General features: G+C 35.8%; 15 protein-coding genes. 8 read left to right on the forward strand and 7 right to left on the reverse strand.

Going from position 1 to position 20,782, the window contains the following annotated elements; translation table 11 throughout:
* Positions 1–261 precede the first annotated feature (261 nt).
* The gene (locus ABEB31_RS08930) at positions 262–1,221 is read left to right on the forward strand and encodes a helix-turn-helix transcriptional regulator (protein ID WP_347051112.1); all 960 of its coding nucleotides are present in this window, start codon (positions 262–264) and stop codon (positions 1,219–1,221) included.
* A 54-nt stretch (positions 1,222–1,275) separates the two neighbouring features.
* Here ABEB31_RS08930 and ABEB31_RS08935 read toward each other — a convergent pair whose 3' ends face one another.
* Positions 1,276–1,758: a DinB family protein gene (locus tag ABEB31_RS08935; protein ID WP_347051113.1), complete on the reverse strand. Its 483-nt coding sequence runs from the start codon at positions 1,756–1,758 to the stop codon at positions 1,276–1,278.
* 238 nt (positions 1,759–1,996) lie between these two features.
* On the opposite strand from ABEB31_RS08935, the gene ABEB31_RS08940 reads away from it, so the two are divergent.
* A complete protein-coding gene (locus ABEB31_RS08940; RefSeq protein ID WP_347051115.1) occupies positions 1,997–6,052 on the forward strand; it encodes a choice-of-anchor L domain-containing protein in 4,056 nt (1,351 codons plus the stop codon).
* 297 nt (positions 6,053–6,349) lie between these two features.
* Positions 6,350–7,396, forward strand: a complete 1,047-nt coding sequence (gene thiL / locus ABEB31_RS08945; RefSeq protein ID WP_347051116.1) for a thiamine-phosphate kinase — start codon at positions 6,350–6,352, stop codon at positions 7,394–7,396.
* Between the two features lie 78 nt (positions 7,397–7,474).
* On the opposite strand, the gene ABEB31_RS08950 is transcribed toward thiL, so the two are convergent.
* The 5 genes from ABEB31_RS08950 to ABEB31_RS08970 form a co-directional block, all read right to left on the reverse strand.
* Positions 7,475–8,173 (reverse strand): response regulator, encoded by a 699-nt coding sequence (locus ABEB31_RS08950; protein WP_347051118.1) that lies wholly within the window; start codon positions 8,171–8,173, stop codon positions 7,475–7,477.
* A gap of 14 nt (positions 8,174–8,187) precedes the next feature.
* Positions 8,188–9,966 carry a tetratricopeptide repeat-containing sensor histidine kinase gene (locus tag ABEB31_RS08955; RefSeq protein ID WP_347051119.1) on the reverse strand — a complete coding sequence of 593 codons (1,779 nt, stop codon included), beginning with the start codon at positions 9,964–9,966 and terminating at the stop codon, positions 8,188–8,190.
* 347 nt (positions 9,967–10,313) lie between these two features.
* On the reverse strand, positions 10,314–10,586 hold the full coding sequence (locus ABEB31_RS08960) for a hypothetical protein (protein WP_347051121.1): 273 nt from the start codon (positions 10,584–10,586) through the stop codon (positions 10,314–10,316).
* A 172-nt stretch (positions 10,587–10,758) separates the two neighbouring features.
* Positions 10,759–11,577, reverse strand: coding sequence for a LytR/AlgR family response regulator transcription factor (locus ABEB31_RS08965; protein ID WP_347051122.1), 819 nt, complete (start codon positions 11,575–11,577; stop codon positions 10,759–10,761).
* 258 nt (positions 11,578–11,835) lie between these two features.
* Positions 11,836–13,377: a glycine--tRNA ligase gene (locus ABEB31_RS08970; RefSeq protein ID WP_347051124.1), complete on the reverse strand. Its 1,542-nt coding sequence runs from the start codon at positions 13,375–13,377 to the stop codon at positions 11,836–11,838.
* Between the two features lie 98 nt (positions 13,378–13,475).
* Here ABEB31_RS08970 and ABEB31_RS08975 point away from each other — a divergent pair, with 98 nt between their 5' ends.
* Complete coding sequence (locus ABEB31_RS08975; protein WP_347051125.1) at positions 13,476–14,156, forward strand: ComF family protein; 681 nt, start codon at positions 13,476–13,478, stop codon at positions 14,154–14,156.
* A gap of 36 nt (positions 14,157–14,192) precedes the next feature.
* On the opposite strand, the gene ABEB31_RS08980 is transcribed toward ABEB31_RS08975, so the two are convergent.
* Positions 14,193–16,868 (reverse strand): zinc-dependent metalloprotease, encoded by a 2,676-nt coding sequence (locus tag ABEB31_RS08980; protein ID WP_347051126.1) that lies wholly within the window; start codon positions 16,866–16,868, stop codon positions 14,193–14,195.
* 192 nt (positions 16,869–17,060) lie between these two features.
* Between ABEB31_RS08980 and ABEB31_RS08985 the strand changes: the two genes are divergently transcribed.
* From ABEB31_RS08985 to ABEB31_RS09000, 4 genes are all read left to right on the forward strand, one after another.
* Positions 17,061–18,008 carry a bifunctional riboflavin kinase/FAD synthetase gene (locus ABEB31_RS08985; protein WP_347051128.1) on the forward strand — a complete coding sequence of 316 codons (948 nt, stop codon included), beginning with the start codon at positions 17,061–17,063 and terminating at the stop codon, positions 18,006–18,008.
* Positions 18,009–18,108: 100 nt separating this feature from the next.
* On the forward strand, positions 18,109–18,546 hold the full coding sequence (locus ABEB31_RS08990; protein WP_347051130.1) for a hypothetical protein: 438 nt from the start codon (positions 18,109–18,111) through the stop codon (positions 18,544–18,546).
* 168 nt (positions 18,547–18,714) lie between these two features.
* Positions 18,715–19,803: a biotin synthase BioB gene (gene bioB / locus ABEB31_RS08995; RefSeq protein ID WP_347051665.1), complete on the forward strand. Its 1,089-nt coding sequence runs from the start codon at positions 18,715–18,717 to the stop codon at positions 19,801–19,803.
* An 81-nt stretch (positions 19,804–19,884) separates the two neighbouring features.
* Positions 19,885–20,751, forward strand: a complete 867-nt coding sequence (locus ABEB31_RS09000) for a cupin-like domain-containing protein (protein WP_347051131.1) — start codon at positions 19,885–19,887, stop codon at positions 20,749–20,751.
* Positions 20,752–20,782: the final 31 nt, after the last annotated feature.

The raw sequence follows: 20,782 nt of genomic DNA on the forward strand, positions 1-20,782 counted from the left end.
TAAATTTAAAAATTATTGAACCTGAGTCGTTGTAAATGTTTTATGTTTCTAACTTTAACATTTATAAAAAAGATTCTTTTTATTATCAATATTACATTGAAAAACAAACAAAAAATACCTTCAAAAGTCAAACTAATAGCACTATACGCTTAAATCTTTTACCAAATCTCAAAAATGAATTAAATTTCAATCTCATTACAATCTTTTTTAAAAGTTCTTTGCTATTTTTTACCTTTGAATCAAAATCCACAACCCTAACAAATGGACGAAACCCCAAAACGATTTGACCGAATTGTCGCCATTCTGATCCAATTACAATCGAAGAAAATTGTAAAAGCACAGGAATTAGCTGATCGTTTTGATTGCAGTTTACGAACTATTTACCGGGACATTCGAACTCTCGAGGCTTCTGGTGTTCCTATTTATAGTGAAGCCGGAGTAGGTTATGCTTTGATGGAAGGTTATCGTCTTCCGCCGGTAATGTTTACACGGGAAGAAGTGAGCAGTTTTATTGCCGCCGAAAAACTAATGCAGAAATTTACGGATCCGGTTTTAGGAAATCATTATGCTTCTGCAATGTACAAACTAAAATCTGTGCTTCGAAACACAGATAAGGACTGGCTTTCTAACATAGAATCAAGAGTAGTAATGCAAACTGCAGAACCTATGTTTCATAACAATTCGCCTAATACATTAGCGGTTTTATTCGAAAGTATTGCCGAGAAGAAACAAATTCTGCTAACCTACAAAACCTTCGGAAAGGAAGAGTTAACAGAAAGAAATTTAGAACCTGTCGGCGTTTTTCATGATAATAATAATTGGTATTTTTTAGGATATTGTCACCTTCGAAAAGATTACAGACAATTTCGAACCGACCGGATTCAAAACCTGAAAAAAACAGATTTAGATTTTACACTGGAACACGATTCGCTGGAAACCTATCTTAATAAATCGGAAACTATTCCAACAACTAAGGTCCGTATTCTGATTGAAAAGAAAATAGCACATTATGTGGCTTTTGATAGAAAATACCATGGTTTTGTCTCTGAAAAAGAAATTGGAGATGAGATCGAAATGACGTTTATGTGCCGTGATTTGGAAAATGGTTTTCCGAGATGGTTTATAATGTTTGGTGATTATGCCAGAATTCTCGAACCTGAAACACTCAAAACCAGAACACTGGAATTACTTGAATTAAATAAAAAACGATTACTGGAATAAAAAAAACTCCTCGAAGTCTTAAGATTGAGGAGTTTTTTTATATCTCTATCTGAATTATGGTCTTTCCCAGAAAAATGGAGGTTCGATTCCAAGAGCTCTCAGGTACACATAACCCTGACCGCGGTGGTGCACTTCATTATCAATAAAATACAAAATATTGTGAATTATAGGAAATTCATACTGCCCAAATAAATTAAACGTTTCATTAAAATCTTCAACATTTAATTTTTCCCAGTCCTTGTTAATTTCTTCTGTCGCCTGATCCCATTTTTCAAGATATTGCGCTTTAAAAATTAATTTCTCCGCATTTTCTCCAAATGGTTTAATTTCACGATTTACAATTCCTTTCAAAGCCGGAGATGCAATTGCTAAAAGTTCATCTGTCAGCTGTGCAAAAGTTCGCATTCCTCCTATTGAAAATTCAAAAAAATCTTTTTCAGGAAAAAGTTCAATTACACGACGCGTTAAAGCGCGGTGACCTTGCCAGTGTTTTAGTAAATCTTCTTTCGTAATAACTTGTGCTTCTAACGTTTTCATGGTTTTAAAGTTTAAATATTTTTAATACTTCAAAAGTAAAATGGCCCGGTGACAACAGTTTGTCAGCAGGAAAAAATAATTTTTGTCAATAAGTAAAACTTCTAAATTTTAACAAAATTTCAACTACAATTGCTGTTTTGGTAAAAAAGCGATTGCAAATCATAAAATACTGAAAGCTAGAAAATTAAAATAAATAATTTTGTAACTTTAAGTAAGCCAATAAAATGAAATATGAATTATGAGAGCTGCTCTGCTATTACTTTTAGTATTATTTTCGAACGTATCCTCATCACAAGGAATTGCAGTCGATACTACTACTTTGAGTATACCCGAACTGGTACGGACAGAATTGATGCAAAATGGCTGTTCTAACGAAAGTAATTTCAAATTTTCGTCAACCCGGGGTATTGGTAAATTCACAAACACTAATCCAAACTTTCCAATATCGAGCGGAATCATAATACGAAACGGAATAGCGAAATACACCGAGGGTTCGTACACCGGCGCTAACGAAAGCAGTAAACTGAATAATGCAACCGACAGCGACCTGCAGAATATTAGTGACAGCAACGGACAAATTGTACCCGTGACCGATGTAAGTTTTCTTCAATTTGATTTTACTCCCTTATCAAGTAATTTTAGTTTCGATTTTCTTTTTGCTTCAAATGAATATGGCGAATTTCAATGTGGCTTTAGCGACGTTTTTGCTTTTATATTAACCGATTTAACCACGGGAACTTCTACAAATCTTGCTGTAGTTCCAGGAACCAGTACCCCTGTTTCTGTAAAGAATATCAGGGATCAGCAATACAATTCGTCTTGTCTGTCTGCTAATGCTAATTTGTTTGATCGTTATAATGTTATCAATCCTGCTCAGTCGCCCATTAATATGAGAGGCGAAACTAAAGTTTTAACCGCGGCTTCAACGGTTATTCCTAACAGAACTTACCGCATAAAACTGGCTATTGGTGATTACAACGATAGTAATTATGACTCCGCTGTATTTATAAAAGGTGGCAGTTTTATGACTACTATGAATTTAGGCCCGGACAGAACCATCTGTGATGGAGAAAAAATTACCCTTAAGTCTGATATTGTGGGAAACTTCAATTATACGTGGACATTAAACGGAGCAGTAATTCCAAATGAAACCAGCAATTCGCTGACCCTCGACAGACCCGGAACTTATGCCGTTACAGCAACTCTTTCGGGCTGTGTCATTACAGACGAAGTTGTGGTTGATCAGCTTCTGATTAAATCTCCACAAAATATAACTGCCTGCTACAGTGCAAACGGAAATTATCAGTATGATCTAACGCTTAATAATTTAACTTCGTTAGGAATTGATCCGGCTAAATATGCTATTTATTATTTTGATTCTTTAGCTGCAGCTAATTCAAACGGACCAACGATACCCGAAAATCAATTGAAATCGTATGTAAGTCCGGGTAATCAAACGATATACATAAAGGCCGTACCGGTTTATGATAAAGCTTTCTTTTGCGATAATTTAGCTTCATTTACATTATTAGTAACGGAACCCATCAATGTTGTAAAACCACCAAATATCAATGTTTGTGACAACATTTCCGGAAATATCTCTGTTGATTTAACTGTACAGGAGCCTGTAATTTTAAACGGCTTAAATCCTGCTCAATATAAAATCAGGTATTACAGCAGCGAAGCAGATGCTAATAGTGCCAGAAACAACATTTCGGATCCGAAAGCATTTATAGCATCATCTTCTCAGTCAACAAGGATAATTTGGGTTCGTATTGAAAATATTTCAAACTCTGTTTGTTATGCGACGGTTAATTTTAATATAATCATAAATTCCCTTCCGTCAGTAGATCGACTTCCAAATGTGATTGCGTGTAATAGTTATACGTTGCCGCCAATTCAAAATGGCGAATACAATACATCAGTTAACGGAACAGGAACTAAACTTAACGCCGGATATATTGTCACTAAAGGAGGTACTTACTATATTTATAAAGGCCCAAATGAAAACAACTGCACCAATGAAAGCAGCTTTAATGTAACACTTATTTACGAGATTGGTTTTCAAAAAGAAGCCTGTGGTCAATATATAGTGCCTCGTGTACCTGCAGGCGGTTTTTTTACCCAGCCAGGCGGACAGGGAGGCGCTATTGCCGAAGGAACAGTGTTTACAACCAGTCAGACTATTTATTATTATGCCGTAATTAATGGCGCAGTCTGTCGTGACACCGCTGTACCCTTTACCGTTCATCCTTTACCACTGATAGATAAACCTACAAACGTGGTCACTTGCGATTCGTATACACTGCCTGCTTTAACAAACGGACGGTACTTCACCTCTTCCGGAGGTTCAGGAAGAGCGTTAAATGCCGGTGACCGAATAACTTCGAGCCAGACTGTTTATATTTTTGCAAATGACGGAAGATGTACCAATGAATATTCTTTTAAAATCGACATTGTAAATTCTCCAATTTTTGTTCCGATTTCAAGATGTGGAAGTTTTACTTTGCCTGCGGTTGCTATTGGCGGTTATTATGAAAGTCCTGGTGGTCAGGGCAGAAATATCCCGGCCGGAACTGTTATTACCAATTCACAAACTGTCTATTATTATGCTGCTACCACCACTTCGCCCAATTGTACCGAAAATCTTAATTATGTCATTACTATCGATCCCCTACCATTAGTCGATACGCCAGCCAACAGACTGGAATGCAGTCGGTATGTCCTTCCTCCGTTGACAAACGGTAACTATTTTACAAAAACCAATGGCGGAGGGCAATCTCTAAAAGCTGGTGACGCTATTACCTCAACGCAAATTATTTATGTTTATTCTGTAGGTCCAAAATGTACCAATGAACATAGTTTTACTGTCGAAATCAGACCTCTGCCTCCGGTGGACAGCTTTACAGATGTGGTAACCTGTACTGATTTTAAACTACCCAAATTGAAAAATGGAAAATATTATACCGCTACAGGAGGTCCAAAAGGTCTGGGTATTCAGCTGGCTGAAGGAACAGCCATTAACACCACTCAGACCATTTATATTTATAATGAGTGGGCCGATTTTACTTCGTGCTCCAATGAAACCTTTTTCAAAGTTAATTACAACGGCATTGATGTTGGCAATTTCAGCAATGTTACGGTTTGTGACAGTTATACTTTACCAGCTTTACAACTAGGCAATTATTATGGACAGCCCGGAGGAAAGGGACCCGTTATTCCGGTCGGAACGGTTATTACCAATTCACAGGCCGTTTATGTTTATGCTGTGTCGGGTACAAGACTAACCTGTTTTAGCGAAAAGAGTTTTTCAGTAAATATATCTCAAACCCCGGTACTCAACAGCACTCCCGATGTCGCTATTTGCGGAAGTTATACTTTACCCTCTTTAGCAGTAGGAAATTATTACAGCGCACCCAATGCAACAGGGACCCGATACGAAGCAGGACAAAAAATAAATGCCAGCCAAAAAATGTATATATATGCAGCTGCAGCGACAAATTCCAGTTGTTTTGCCCAGGATGATTTTGATATTACTATTTATCCGCTTAAAAACTTATCGATACAAAACGGAATCATTTGTGTGGATTATCAAACGGGAACTTTACAGCATTCAACACTTTTAAATTCAGGAGTAACCTCACCTGATTATACAGTCGAATGGTATCTGCAGGGAAATAAAATTAGTACCGGCCCTACTTACACGGCAACACAAACAGGTATCTACACCGTTGTTCCGGTTAAAAACGTACCCGATGTGGGTAGCGACTGCGGTTATAATCCGACCACTGTAACGGTCGACAAATCCAGTCAGGCGGTGGCAACGGTTAGCGTATCTGATGATTTTACAGAAAATATTGATATCATTGTGAATCTTATATATGGTTTTGGAACCTATGAATACCAACTCGACGATGGTGATTTTCAAACAGACAATATCTTTCATAATGTTGATTCCGGAGAACATGCGATTACAATAAAAGATACCAAAGCGAGTTGCGACAATCTTATCTTATTTGCGAAAGTGCTCAAATATCCAAAATTTTTCACTCCAAACGGCGATGGTTACAACGACACCTGGAACATTCCGGATCTCGCTTACGAGCCAGATGCCTTTATTAGTATTTTCGACAGATATGGCAAACTCTTAAAAAGGATCAAGCCTTCCGGAATGGGCTGGGATGGCAATTTCAATGGTGAAGAACTTCCTTCTACAGACTACTGGTTCAGCGCTACCTATACCAAAGATGGCGTAATTCAGGAATTTAAAGCTCACTTTAGTATGAAGCGATAATATTTGGGCGTGCCACCATCCCGATAAGAGAGCAAATTAAGATGGTGGTTATTCGCTCTCTTATCAGGATGCTGTCAGGCTGTCCGCGTTACTTCGGTAACTTGCTGCCATCCTTCACGCGGTCTTACAAGATTTTTTTCGAAATCTGAGATTATAAATGACCACCTGTTTTGAAAACTGCATTCAAACGCAACAGTGCATCTTTACAAATACACATAACGTTTATAAAAACTTAGCAGCTTTAAGGAAAAAACCTTTGTACCTTTGCAACCTAAAAACCTTTGCACCTTAAATAAAATGATTGAAGATAAAAATCAACAAAGAACAAGTATTGCTCAATTAGGCGAATTTGGTTTAATTGAACATTTGACTAAAAATTTTGATGTTACTCAGGAATCTACTTTAAAAAGTATTGGAGATGACGCTGCTGTTCTCGATTTTAAAAACAAAAAAGTAGTCGTTTCTACCGATTTATTAATCGAAGGGGTTCACTTTGATTTGGCTTACATGCCGTTAAAACATTTAGGTTACAAATCTGTTGTTGTTAATGTTTCAGACATTTGCGCCATGAATGCCAAACCAACACAAATAACAGTTTCGCTGGCAGTTTCCAACCGTTTCCCACTGGAAGCTTTAGAAGAATTATTTGCGGGAATTACACATGCCGCTAAAGAATATAAAGTTGACGTAATTGGCGGAGATACAACCTCATCTCAAAAAGGTTTAATTATCAGCATTACCGCAATTGGAGAAGCAGACGAAGAGGAATTGGTTTACCGTAATGGCGCCAAACAAACCGATTTATTAGTTGTAACCGGTGATCTTGGTGCCGCCTATATGGGATTGCAGGTTTTGGAACGTGAGAAACAGGTTTTTCAGGTCAATCCTAATAATCAGCCCGATCTAGATCCGTATACTTATTTGGTAGAACGTCAATTGAAACCTGAAGCCAGAAAAGATGTTCGTACTTTGCTTCATGCATTAGACATTAAACCAACCTCAATGATTGATATCTCAGACGGTTTATCATCTGAAATTATGCACATCTGCAAACAATCAAAAGTAGGCTGTAATTTATATGAAGATAAATTGCCGCTTGATCCTCAATTTATGTCGACTTGCGAAGAATTTAATATTGACAGCACAACGGTTGCCATTAATGGAGGCGAGGATTATGAGCTTTTGTTTACTATCGACATCAATGATTTTGACAAAATAAAAGGGAATCCGAATTTCTCTGTTATCGGACATATGGCTGAAGAAAACGAAGGAATTCACCTTGTAACCCGTGCAAATACAAAAATCGCTTTAAAAGCACGTGGATGGGACGCCTTAACAGAATAGCGTTCTAAACTCTAAATAAAAAAAATCCAAATTCCGACAGCTAGTAATCGGAATTTGGATTTTTTTATTTGAATTCATTTAAAAAAGTCCTTTGCTTCGGGCTTCCTTAATCAGATCCTCGTCTGAATTGTTTCTAATTTTGAGTAGATCTTTTAAATGCTTCTTGCGTTTTTCAATTGCATTTAGAGAAATCGGTATTTGCTGCAGCATTTCGTCAATCGAAGTTCTTTTTTCCAGATGAATTAATATTTGTTTATCATACTGATCAATTTCAATTGCATTATGAGTCGATTGATTCAGCATTTTAACTACAGACTGACTGTAATATTTTTCACTTTTCAGTACTTTATCAAAAGCCAGAAGCAATTCATCAAAAGTCAGGTCATTTTTAATGATTAATCCATTAGGCTGAATGGTTCTGATGATTGTTTTAATCTTCAGCAATTCTGTATACATCGTCAGGAGAACAATTTTACAGGAAGGCATCTTTTTCAAAAGCAGTCTTGCCAGATCTTCCCCCGAAAAAATCTCCTTTTCCTCATAAGGCGGCATACTGATATCTAAAAAAGCAATATCAAATTGGGGCGAATTTGAATCCTCAATAATTTCATAACCCGATTTACAATCATGTGCCTGATAAATGGCAAACTCATATTGTTTCGGATTATAACGGGTAATTGCATTCTTATATCCCTCAATAATAAACGGATGATCATCTACTATAAGAATGTTTTTTTTAATTAATTGAGAAACTGGGGCTCGTAAATCCAATGTCATTATGTTGCAGGTTATTATTTTGAATCTAATGGAATTTCTACATGAAGAATCGTGCCTTCTCCTTTGGCAGATTGTATAGTAACGGTACCCTTACACTCAGCCGCTCTGTATTCTATATTATGCAGGCCTATTCCATTTTTGGTTCTGTTGGTATTAAATCCTATTCCGTCATCTTCAATAGTTAAAACCAAATTATTATTTTCGTTTGCAAACGCCACTTTTATTATATCTGCATTTGCGTATTTATTACAGTTCTGAAGCCCTTCCTGAATAATTCTGTACAGATTAATTTTGATATTGTTACTTATAGAATCCCATTTAATCTCCGGATCGAAGGTTGTAATTAACTTTGAACTATAAGTATTAATCTGATCCTCAAATAATTTATGAAGTATAACAACAAAATTATTAATTAATTCAGATTTTTCCCTGTTTAAATCGTGAGAAATTTCGCGAATGTCCTGCTCAATATTTTTCAATTCGGCCAGATACTTTTTTCTCTTTAAGGAAGCTTCTGCTTCATCGACTTTATCCAGACTGTCCATACTAATTCTGATACCGAACATTCTGCCTAAAACACCATCGTGTAAATCCTGCGCAACTTTTTTCTTTTCTTTTATTCTGGTGAGTTCAATTTCATTTTGCTGCGAAAGCATTAAATTATAAATGTCTTCGTTTGCAATCTGTTGTTGTTGCTTAAAAAGCAGCTCGCGATTTTTTGCCTGCTGGGTTTTGTAAACATAAAAAAATAATCCTAATAAAGTACAAATACTAAAAACATATACTAAAGTTTTATTTTTCTCCTGAAGATTGGAGTTTTGATCTTTTATTTCGTTGGTTTCGTATTCGATGCGGGAAAACTTCTCTCCCATGTTTCGCTCCGTTTTTAGCATTTGATCATTCAGTCTGATGTATTCTTTAGAATAAGCAGAGGCATTCTTAGGATCTATAATTGCAATTTGTTTTAAAGCTGTTAATGTATTACTCACCTTATCTGATGAACGGGAAATAAATAAAGCCTGCTTTGAAAATTGTATGGCTCTAAAGGTATCTTTTTTAGACGCAAAATATTCAGATAAGTGAATTTGATTGGATATCATCGCAGTTTTCAGTCCAAGACTATCTCTAATTTTTAATGATCTGAAAAACTGATCGGGTAGTCCGTCCATTTTACCAGATTTAAATTTAGAATAAGCCAGATTATCCAGCAATATTGCATATAATATGGGCTTATCTCTAAATAAATTTTCCTCTTGCAGACCTTTTTGAAAATAGTACATCGCATTTTTATAATTGTTCATGCGCATGTAAACAAATCCGATATTGTTTAATGAAGTAGCTTTTAACTGAAGATCAGCAGGTATCGAGCTATCGCTTAAAGTGCTAATTGCCTTATTCTGATATTCCAACGCTTTATTATATTCTTCTCTTTCGTTATAAAGAACACCAAGAAGATTATAACATTCATAAAGCTTATCATTTACATTTTTTTGATCCTTTAATATTGCCAAAGCTTTAAAAACAGATATTTCACTTTCAAAAAAATCAGACTCATTGTATTGAAGACTTCCCTTACTTAAAAGTGTCTTCGCTAAATTAAGCTTATCATCAATCTGGAGATAAATTTTTTGGGCTTTATAGTAGTTTCTGTAAGCACTATCCGAAATTGTTTTAAGACTGTAATAATCGCCCAAGTAAGTATAGGCTTTAGCAATGCTGACAAAATCATTTGCGCTAATAGATTTATTCAGCACAAGTTCTGAAACCTTACGATAAGATTTTAAGTCATTCATGTTGTAATAACGATTGGCAATCTTAAACAAATTAACTCTGCTTATCGAATCGTTATTCTGATTTGATACTATACTGAATGCTTTTTGAGCGTAGTTCTGCCTAAATTCATAGTTTAAATTATCATCGTTCGCTAATGAGAGATAAACAGGGAGACTGTCTTTTGAGGAATTTAGATCATTAACATGCCCGTTCTTCTTAGTACAATTAAGAAAAATAAAAAATAAAAATAATAGTATTGGGCAATATTTTCTCAATAGCTTTTTGATTTTCACCAAAAATACTAAAAGTATATACACAAAAAAAAAGCTGTCAAAATTTGACAGCTTTTTTTTATATTTTTTAAAAATTAATCTATTTTTTTGGTTGCACCAATAGATTGATTAATATTTGAGAAATTTGAGTGGTTAGCTGTATTTAACTCTTCGTTTCTAACTAATTGGAAATCGTGTTTCTTACTTCCAATAGTAGTTGCACCAGTTCCGTTTGCTCCACTAGTATCCTTAGTTGGATCTACAGATATTTGTGATTCTGAAATCATTTTGCTGTTGTCTGCTGAAGCGAAAGAAGTTGATACTGCGATTAAAGAAAATAATGCGATTGACAAAACTGTTTTTTTCATGACCTGAATTTTATGTTTGATTTAATTTTTGGAGAATGACCGCTGTTTGCTGCGAATCATGGTGTAAAATTAATATCAGTACACAAAAAAATTTATACGAAAAAATGACTTTGTGGTAGAACATACCCAATTGATAGTCAATGCATAGCAAATCTATGTAAACATCTAGTTTTTAGATCTCTAAGTAATTTCCTGCGGAAAAATCGGCTATAATTTTCTCTACATTTGAGCGGTAAGTTTTGGAAAAAGGAATCTTTTTTGCGGAGTTTTTAATGTAACATATTGAGTTTCCGCTGTGAATTCTTGAAATATAATTTCGATTAATAACATAACTATTATGAATGCGTATAAACGGATAAGTCAAAACACTTTCAAAATGTTTTAACGTTTTAAATGCTGTTATCATTTCACCAGTATTCAAATAAATATCGGTCGAATTATTATCGGCCTGAAAGTAACAGATATCATCTGCACTAAGGTACCGATAATCGCCATACGATTTTATACAAATTATCAAAGGCTTTTCGATATGTTGCGGGATGGTAACATTATTGACATTATCAATTACAATAGAAGTTGGCTCTTCTTTTACTGGCAGCGTTTTAGGCTCTAAATGTGCTTTTTTAAGCTTCAAAACCGTCTTTAAGAGATCAACATGCGTGAGAGGTTTTAATAGATAATCAAAAACGCCGTATTGAATGGCATCAAAAGCTTTGTCTTTGTGTCCGGTGGTAATAATAATTTTAGGAATCTCCTGAAAAAACCGGTGCAGCTCGCTTATAAAAGTTAAAGACAACTGACTGGAAGTATCTTTAGGATCGATTTCCAGAAATATTAAAGCGGGTTTATGTTCTAAAACCAAGTGCAAACCTTCTTGAAAATTTGATGCAGATGCCGTAAAAGATAATTCTGAAAAACCTGAAGCAGTCGTTTTGGTCTTCAAAATACTTTCAGCATCATCATCAATTATAATATACGAATACTTTTTCAAATTTTGGTTTTGTTACTTTCTTCACTTCACAATTAAAACATTTAATTTTATCTTCTGTGAATAAGTTTTGTGTTTGGAATTTTCTGCATCCAAAATTACGGATTTTTGATTTTTAGTCCTTTCATTGTTAACATAATACAACAAAATGTTGATACAAAAAGATAAAATGCAAAATACATCGGTAAAATACGTGATTTTAAAAATCAAAAATCCCAAACTCCATACGGAATTTGGGATCATTATAATAAACGGCAAAGATTACATTTTCATTAACCAGTTTTTCATCGAAACTTCGTTTTCGATAATAGCTCTTAATTCTGTAATTTTTACACGATCTTGTTTCATTGTATCTCTGTGGCGAATAGTTACTGTTTCGTCTTCAAGCGTCTGATGATCTACCGTAATACAGAAAGGCGTTCCCAAGGCATCTGCTCTTCTGTAACGACGTCCCACAGCATCCTTTTCATCATAAGCCACATTGAAGTCCCATTTCAGATCTTCGATGATTTTCTTTGCAACTTCCGGCAAACCGTCTTTTTTAACCAATGGCAAAATTGCAGCTTTTGTTGGTGCTAAAACCGCAGGCAATTTCAGAACTGTTCTTGTAGAACCGTCTTCTAAAGTTTCTTCTTTTAATGAAGTGGCAAAAACAGCCAGAAACATACGATCTAAACCAACAGAGGTTTCAACTACATAAGGAACATAGTTTTCATTTAGTTCCGGATCAAAATATTGTAATTTTCTTCCTGAATATTGTTCGTGCGCTTTTAAGTCAAAATCAGTACGGGAGTGAATTCCTTCTAATTCTTTAAATCCGAATGGGAAATTAAACTCGATATCTGCCGCAGCATTGGCGTAGTGCGCTAACTTTTCGTGATCGTGAAAACGGTAATTTTCTTTTCCTAATCCTAAAGATAAATGCCAGTTTAAACGAGTTGCTTTCCAGTGCTCGTACCATTGCATTTCTTCTCCCGGACGTACAAAAAACTGCATTTCCATCTGTTCAAATTCACGCATACGGAAAATAAACTGTCTCGCAACAATTTCATTTCTAAATGCTTTACCAGTCTGCGCGATTCCGAAAGGAACTTTCATACGACCTGATTTCTGAACATTCAGGAAATTAACAAATATACCCTGAGCCGTTTCCGGACGAAGGTATAAATCCATTGCAGATTCTGCAGAAGCTCCAAGTTTAGTTCCGAACATTAGGTTGAATTGCTTTACGTCTGTCCAGTTTTTAGAACCGGTTTCAGGATCGGCAATTTCAAGTTCTTCGATCAAAGCTTTTACATCTTCCAGATCTCCGTTTCCTAAAGAACGTCCTAAACGCTCTCTGATTTCTCTTTCTTTAGCTAGATATTCAACTACCCTACCGTTTGTAGTTACAAATTCCTGTTCATTGAATGCATCGCCAAAACGCGCTTTTGCTTTTTCGATTTCTTTTTGAGCTTTCTGGTGAATTTTTTCAGCAAAATCTTCCACCAAAACGTCTGCTCTATATCTTTTTTTAGAATCTTTATTATCAATTAACGGATCATTAAATGCATCAACGTGTCCGGAAGCTTTCCAGGTTGTTGGGTGCATCAATATTGCCGCATCAAGGCCGACAATATTCTCGTTCATCTGAACCATTGATTTCCACCAATATTCACGGATATTCTTTTTTAATTCGACTCCATTTTGTGCATAATCATAAACAGCACTCAATCCGTCGTAAACTTCGCTTGACGGAAATATAAATCCGTACTCTTTTGCGTGCGAAACCACATTCTTAAATAAATCTTCTTGTTTTGCCATAGTGATGCAAAAATATAAAAAGTACCTTTAAAAAAAAGAAAAATTATAAAGATTGAGCGATTGATTTTGTTACTTTTGTAAATAAAAACTTTCTTTTTGTGATTAATTACATAATAAATCTTTTTTTCCCGAAAGTCTGCGATGGTTGCCGTTCTCTTTTACTTCAGAATGAAAATGTATTCTGTACCATTTGCAGACATGAAATGCCTCTGACTCAATATCATTTAGATCCCAAAAATGAAGCAATAAAGAAGTTTTACGGCAAAATTGATATTCAGTTTGCAGCTGCATTTTTGTATTTCAATAAAAAGGGAATGGTTCAGGAACTTATTCATAACCTTAAATACAAAGGTCATCAGGAAATTGGTACTGTTTTAGGAAGCTGGTATGCTGAGGATTTAAAGGAACTTGAACTGCCGATTCCTTTTGATGTCGTAATTCCGGTTCCGCTTCACAAAAAAAAGTTTAAAGAACGCGGTTATAATCAGGTTACAACTTTTGGAAATGCAATTGCAGCCGGTTTCAAAATTCCTTTTAATGACAATGTTTTGATTCGAAAAGTATATACCAAAACACAATCAAAGAAAAACCTCTTGGGAAGATCTGAAAATATTGAAAGTATTTTTGATGTCGAATTTTCTGAATCCGATCACAACAAACATTTTTTAATTGTAGATGATGTTTTTACAACAGGAGCTACGATAGAAGCCTGTTCCAGAGCTTTGCTAAAAATTCCCGGAGCAAAGATTAGCATGATCTGTATGGCAATGGCACACTAACGTTTAAATCTGAAATTTCAGATTTGAAATTTCAGATTAGTTTATGATTATTTTTTTTATAGTTCTTTTTTCTCCGTCTGTAACGGTTACAAAATAAACGCCCGATGGCACATTTGGTAACTGAATATCCTGAATAAAATATCCCGAACCCTGAAAAGTTTTGTTGTAAATGTATTTTCCTAAAATATCATGAACATATACTTTTACCTCTCTTGTGGAGTCTCTTGCAAACTGAATTGTAAAAAATCCTTTATTCGGATTGGGATACAAGGCAAAATCAATATTATCAAAATCTGAATCTCCAAGTGTAAAAGTTCTGTTGCAAATATTTACAGAAGCAGAATTTATTGTTCCTAACATTCCAACAACATTATCACGGACTCTGAAAATCCAGTTTCCCTGAGGATTCTCGCCATTAAAAGCACTTAAAGCACTGGCCGGAATTACAATCTGACTTGCTGTGGTACTACAATTTAAAGCAGATCCGCTGTCATCAAATTGTAATGCAAGAGTAGAGTTTGTACTTGCGCAGCTTTTATTAAAGAGAGAAACTACTGTTCCCGCCGGGCTCACAATTTGTATTTCAAGATCTGAAAATCTTCCATGCGTCACATTAACTGCAACATTCACGTCTGATATAGTTCCCGTTGAACCTGGTACAGATACGCTTTTAGTGATAAAAGCAGATCCTAAACCGGTAGAATATCCTCCTTCAAAATTATAGGTCGCGCAATTGGTAGAAACGTTATAACCTATTGCAAACGGAGTGCTGTTTACTGCATAATAAATATTAGCAACAGGCTGGATTAAAAGCCTGCAATTGGTAGAAACATCAATTCCGGACGGAATCAAAACAGTTTCTGAGCCATCATTTGGAGTATTAGAAGCCAAAATAGTTGGAAATGTCAGACCTCCGTCAATAGATAATTTAATATTTACCGCAGAAGACCCTGGTAGTGTGTTCGTGTTATTTACGCTCCAGGTAATCGTTTGAGCAGATTCCTTTGTCCAGCCAATATTTTCAGTATTTTGAGAAGTCACCGCAAACGGACCTGCTGCAGCGCTAACCGTTACAACCATTGCGTCTGTATTGGTTTGTGCCGTTCCGGCTGGAGCGTTGTCTCTTCCTGTTAACGTAAAATTCATTGTTTTTGCAATAGATGAAACAGATTCCCAGGTGGTAGTCAATTGATTGTTTAGTACCGAACTTAATGCCGGAAAATAACGCACCGGCGATGTTGTAGGCGCAAAAGATCTAAACATTGGTCCGTCTGGTTTTGTTGCATACGCAATACTATTTGATCCAAAAGTCGTTACTGCGCTATCAAATTGTTCCCAGGTGTATGTTATAGGATGACCTTCTGCATCTGAACCTGTTCCTGTTAAAACAAAAGGTGTACTGATCGGAATTGTATAATCTGCTCCGGCACCAATAACAGGAGGATTATTGGTAATTACTGTGGTAACGGGACAGGTTTTGCCGGCTAAATTATTTTGTATCTGAATGATGCTTCCATAGGAAAAATAGTCATCAGAATTATTCTGAACATCATAATTTCGGGTCACACCCGCATATCCCATAATGGTAGAACCACTTCCCGGCTCGTATTGCGTTCCCGATCCTTCTCCCGTATGCGAAAAAGTATGAGAACCACCCAGCTGATGTCCCATTTCGTGTGCGACAAAATCAATATCAAATGTATCGCCCTGTGGCTTACCATCTGAGGGCGAGGTATAAGCGCTTCCTTTTCCCAGAGGAGTACCCGAAGTCGGATTCACACATACACAACCAATACAATTGGCATTTCCGCCACCGCCGGAACCTCCAAATAAATGCCCGATATCGTAATTTGCGTTACCAATTACGTTGGTCAAAGTAGTCTGCACTTCCTGCCCCCAGGTTCCTCCCGGATCTGCAGCCCCAACTGAAGGCGCTGAGTAAGGATCTGTAGCCGCATCCAGATATACCACTGCATCATTGTTGGCTATTAAAATCAATTTTACAGAAAGATCTTTGTCAAAAACACCATTTACGCGGGTTAATGTAGCATTCATTCCTGCCAGGGCACCTGCTTTCGTACCGCCAAAAAAGGTGGCGTATTCGCCTGTGCACGATAATGCCAGTCGAAATGTTTTAAGGGCTTTTGCATTAGAAGCTGTTTTTGAAGTTGTCGATTTGCTTTCTGTAATTACGTCAGCGGTCTGACAATCTAAATTCATTTTTGATGCTGCATTATCTGCAGATTTAAACAAAACATATTCAGATTTATTATCAGGATTCTGCTCTATATATTCTGTTGGTTTTGCCGGTCGAAAAACCATGGTCTGCATTCCGATTGGTGCGACGCTAAAATGAATTTTAGCCGTTTTATCGTCTATTCCCTGCCCTTCGTAAGCTCTTATTTCGGGATATTTTGCCTGCAATTCCGGATCAAAATTGGAAGATTCCCAAACAGAAAAACGTTCCAGTTTTCCTTCTGTATTAGGAATGGTAATTTCCGATCCTGTATTTTTTGCCGTCTTACTTATGGCAGAAGTCAGTTTAGAGCTAAGAAGATCTGCATTTAGTTTATAATATAATTTACCCGATTCTCCGGTTCCCTTTCGCGTAAGCGAAGACGACGAAGTTATTTTCTGCCACAACTCATTGTTCTGAGCACTGGCACTGAGGCAGCAAAAAATAAAAAGCAGATAAAGTAATAATTTTTTCATACGGTAAAAATATAATATCAAAATTAGTCCATTTAATTTAAATTGTACAATATATACGACAATTAATGCTGTTTGACAGACGAGTTGGCTAATTTCACGAAAAAGAATGAAAATCGGGATTAAATTCGATTTCGCTTAGTATTAAATTTAAGAGAGAATAGTATAAATTTGCAGCATCTTAAATAATTTGTTTTGAAGCTTTTTAATTCTATAAACGATTTTCAGTCAACCAAGAAGACGATTTTAACTCTGGGAACCTTTGACGGCGTACATATTGGTCATAAAAAAATTCTTGAACGAATTACACAAAATACTGAAAATGGAAAGTACGAAAGTTTAGTTCTTACTTTTTTCCCGCATCCGCGAATGGTACTTCAGGAAAAATCTGAAATTAAATTACTCAATACTATTACAGAAAAAACCCAACTTCTGGAAGCATCCGGTATTGAAAATTTAATTGTTCATCCTTTTGACGAAAGTTTTTCCAGATTAAAAGCAGAAGAATTTGTCAGTTCTATTTTGGTGGACAAATTTCAAATTCAAAAAATTATTATTGGACATGATCATCGTTTCGGACGAAACCGTACTGCAAACATTGATGATTTAATTGCTTTTGGAACCGAATACGGATTTGAAGTCGAACAAATTTCAGCTGAAGAAATTCAGGATGTTTCGGTTAGTTCAACCAAAATCAGAAAAGCATTGAATGAAGGCAATATGGATTTGGCAAATGAATATTTAGGATATCATTATTTCCTGAACGGAACTGTTGTAAAAGGAAAACAACTGGGAAGAACAATTGGTTTTCCTACTGCCAATATTCATATCGAAGAAGATTACAAACTGATTCCAAAAATTGGTGTTTATGTAGTTAAAGCTGTCGTAAATCAGGAAACTGTTTACGGAATGATGAATATTGGATTTAATCCAACAGTTAATGGGGAAAAACAAACCATTGAAGTACATCTTTTTAATTTTGACAAAGACATATACGATCAAAATATCGAAGTTTCTTTATTGCATTATATTCGCGAAGAACAAAAATTTGATTCGCTGGAAGCTTTAAAATCCCGCTTGAATCAGGATCGTATCGAAGCTCTGGCTTTTATAGATTCGTCTCTTAAAAATCAGTCCGTGTAGATATTACCTCTTTTTAAATCATCGTAGTTATTTTTTTAGTAAATTTGATAGAACACTGTTTATCAATTATTTACTACTAACTTCTTAAAAAATAACCACTATGAAACTACCTAAAGAAATTACCAATGGTTTTTTGATTTTTCTCGGAATCGGCATTTATTTTTTATTAATGAATGTATTGGGTTTAGCAGATTTATTTTATTTAAGGACTCTCAACGTTTTCTTTATATTTTATGGTGTTAACAGGACCATGCAGAGGAATCTTCATGAAGGAGAAACCAACTTTGTATCTAATGCTGTTTCTGCCATGACCACTTCTGTGGTTGGTGTATGCATGAGCATTTTCGGGTTATTAGTTTATAGTTACGCCCGTGGCGGAGATGCATATGTAAGAACACTTTCTGAAGCATTTATGTTTGGAGGAAATCCATCAGTGCCAACGTATTGCATTTGTTTATTGTTTGAAGGAGTGGCTTCCTCTGTCATTGTTACTTTGATGATGATGTTGTATTGGAATAACAAATACGCAGCCGATTAATCTTTATTAAAATACAATATACAGCGCTCTAAAATTCATTGAAATTAAAAATTTCTTGATTTTAGAGCGCTTCTTTTTTTAAATATGCGAATAATCTTCATTTATAAAAACCGTTCTAATTCGTTGTACTATTTTATTTACTTTTAATGTTCCAAAAAACAATTTGTAATTACTATGACGAAACACAACTGGACTAAAGAAGAAATAATTTCCATTTACAATAAACCTTTAATGGATTTGCTTTACGAGGCAGCAACAATTCACAGACAAAAGCATGATCCCAATGTGGTGCAGGTTTCTACACTTTTATCTATTAAAACAGGCGGTTGCCCGGAAGATTGTGGCTATTGTCCGCAGGCAGCTCGTTACAATACAGGCGTTACTGGAAACGATTTAATGACTGTAAGTCAGGTAAAAGCGCAGGCTTTAAGGGCTAAAGCTAACGGATCGTCACGTGTATGTATGGGAGCGGCCTGGCGAAATGTTAAAGACGGAGCCGAATTTGATGCCGTTTTAGAAATGGTCCGCACGATCAATAAACTGGAAATGGAAGTTTGCTGCACACTGGGAATGCTAACCGAAAATCAGGCGCAGCGTTTGGCAGAAGCTGGTTTATATGCCTACAATCACAATTTAGATACTTCTGAGAAATATTATAAAGATGTTATTTCGACCCGTGGATTTGAAGATCGTCTGGAAACTATCGAAAATGTACGCAAAACTAATGTCACAGTTTGCAGCGGCGGAATTATTGGTATGGGCGAAAGTATCGAAGACAGAGCCGGAATGCTAGTTGCGCTGTCAACGTTAAATCCGCAACCGGAATCTGTACCCATAAATGCCTTAGTGGCTGTTGAAGGAACTCCGATGGAAAATGAAAAACCGGTTGAAATCTGGGAAATGATCCGAATGGTTGCTACAACGAGAATTGTAATGCCCGAAACTCAGGTAAGATTGTCTGCAGGAAGAACCAATATGAGTCGCGAAGGACAGGCAATGTGCTTTTTTGCCGGAGCTAATTCTATTTTTGCCGGTGACAAACTGCTTACTACTCCAAATCCTGATGTTAATGATGACATGAAAATGTTTGAGATGTTGGGTCTGATTGCACAAAAACCATTCACAAAAATTTCACAGCCAAAAACCGTGGAAGCCACCGATTCTCAATTTACTTCTTTAGGAGAAAAACCCAAATGGACACGTCCCGGACATTCAATTGAAAGAAATATCGAAGCATCAATTAAGTCAAAAATTTAGTTAAATGAGTTCATTTTTTCCGATCAAAATTTTTAAATTGCTTATAGCTCCATGCTATAAGCAATTTTTTTATTAAAAAACATGAATTTAAAACAGATAGAAAGGGTAAAAAAAATCTCAAAACAGGATTTTGTTACCCAATATGTAAAAAAACAGATTCCAGTCGTTATTGAACAACTTACGGAGGATTGGCCAGCCTACACGAAATGGAAATTATCGTATATGAAAGATATTGCAGGTGATGAAATTGTACCCTTGTATGATGACAGACCTGTAAATCATGAAGATGGTTTTAACGAGGCCCATACCACTATGAAAATGAGTGATTATATCGACTTACTGGAAGAAAAACCTACCAACTATCGCATCTTTCTCTATAATTTAATGAAGAGTGTTCCTTCCCTAAAAAATGATTTTTTATGGCCTGATATCGGTTTAAGATTGGTTAAACAATTACCGATGCTGTTTTTTGGCGGGGAAAACTCGAGAGTCTTTATGCATTATGATATTGACTATTCTAATATTCTGCATTTTCATTTTCATGGAGAAAAGCAATGTATGATTTTTGCTCCCAGTCAGTCCAAATTTATGTATAAAGTTCCGCATGCGCTTATTTCGAGAGAAGATATTGATTTTGACAATCCGGATTATGAAAAATTTCCAGCGCTAAAAAATGTGGAAGGATATATTACTAATTTAAAACACGGCGAAATGTTATATATGCCAGAAGGATATTGGCATTATATGAAATACCTGACGCCGGGATTTTCGATGAGCCTGCGTTCTTTTCCTAAAAATATTAGCAATTTATCAAAGGCAGCTTACAATGTGTTGGTTATGCGACACTTTGATATTATGATGCGAAAAATAAAAGGGCAAAAATGGATTGATTATAAAAATGAAAAAGCCATAACTAATACGCATCAAAATTTACAGCGTACCTTTTAACCCAAATAAAAGCGGTTGGTTTACAGTCCCA

The sequence above is a fragment of the Flavobacterium olei genome (assembly GCF_039749035.1).
Taxonomy (GTDB): domain Bacteria; phylum Bacteroidota; class Bacteroidia; order Flavobacteriales; family Flavobacteriaceae; genus Flavobacterium; species Flavobacterium olei.

Coding starts and splice junctions, on each gene's coding strand:
- ABEB31_RS08930 (WP_347051112.1), top strand. CDS start 262: ATGGACGAAACCCCAAAACGATTTGACCGAATTGTCGCCATTCTGATC.
- ABEB31_RS08935 (WP_347051113.1), bottom strand. CDS start 1,758: ATGAAAACGTTAGAAGCACAAGTTATTACGAAAGAAGATTTACTAAAA.
- ABEB31_RS08940 (WP_347051115.1), top strand. CDS start 1,997: ATGAGAGCTGCTCTGCTATTACTTTTAGTATTATTTTCGAACGTATCC.
- thiL (WP_347051116.1), top strand. CDS start 6,350: ATGATTGAAGATAAAAATCAACAAAGAACAAGTATTGCTCAATTAGGC.
- ABEB31_RS08950 (WP_347051118.1), bottom strand. CDS start 8,173: ATGACATTGGATTTACGAGCCCCAGTTTCTCAATTAATTAAAAAAAAC.
- ABEB31_RS08955 (WP_347051119.1), bottom strand. CDS start 9,966: ATGAATGACTTAAAATCTTATCGTAAGGTTTCAGAACTTGTGCTGAAT.
- ABEB31_RS08960 (WP_347051121.1), bottom strand. CDS start 10,586: ATGAAAAAAACAGTTTTGTCAATCGCATTATTTTCTTTAATCGCAGTA.
- ABEB31_RS08970 (WP_347051124.1), bottom strand. CDS start 13,377: ATGGCAAAACAAGAAGATTTATTTAAGAATGTGGTTTCGCACGCAAAA.
- ABEB31_RS08980 (WP_347051126.1), bottom strand. CDS start 16,868: ATGAAAAAATTATTACTTTATCTGCTTTTTATTTTTTGCTGCCTCAGT.
- ABEB31_RS08990 (WP_347051130.1), top strand. CDS start 18,109: ATGAAACTACCTAAAGAAATTACCAATGGTTTTTTGATTTTTCTCGGA.
- ABEB31_RS09000 (WP_347051131.1), top strand. CDS start 19,885: ATGAATTTAAAACAGATAGAAAGGGTAAAAAAAATCTCAAAACAGGAT.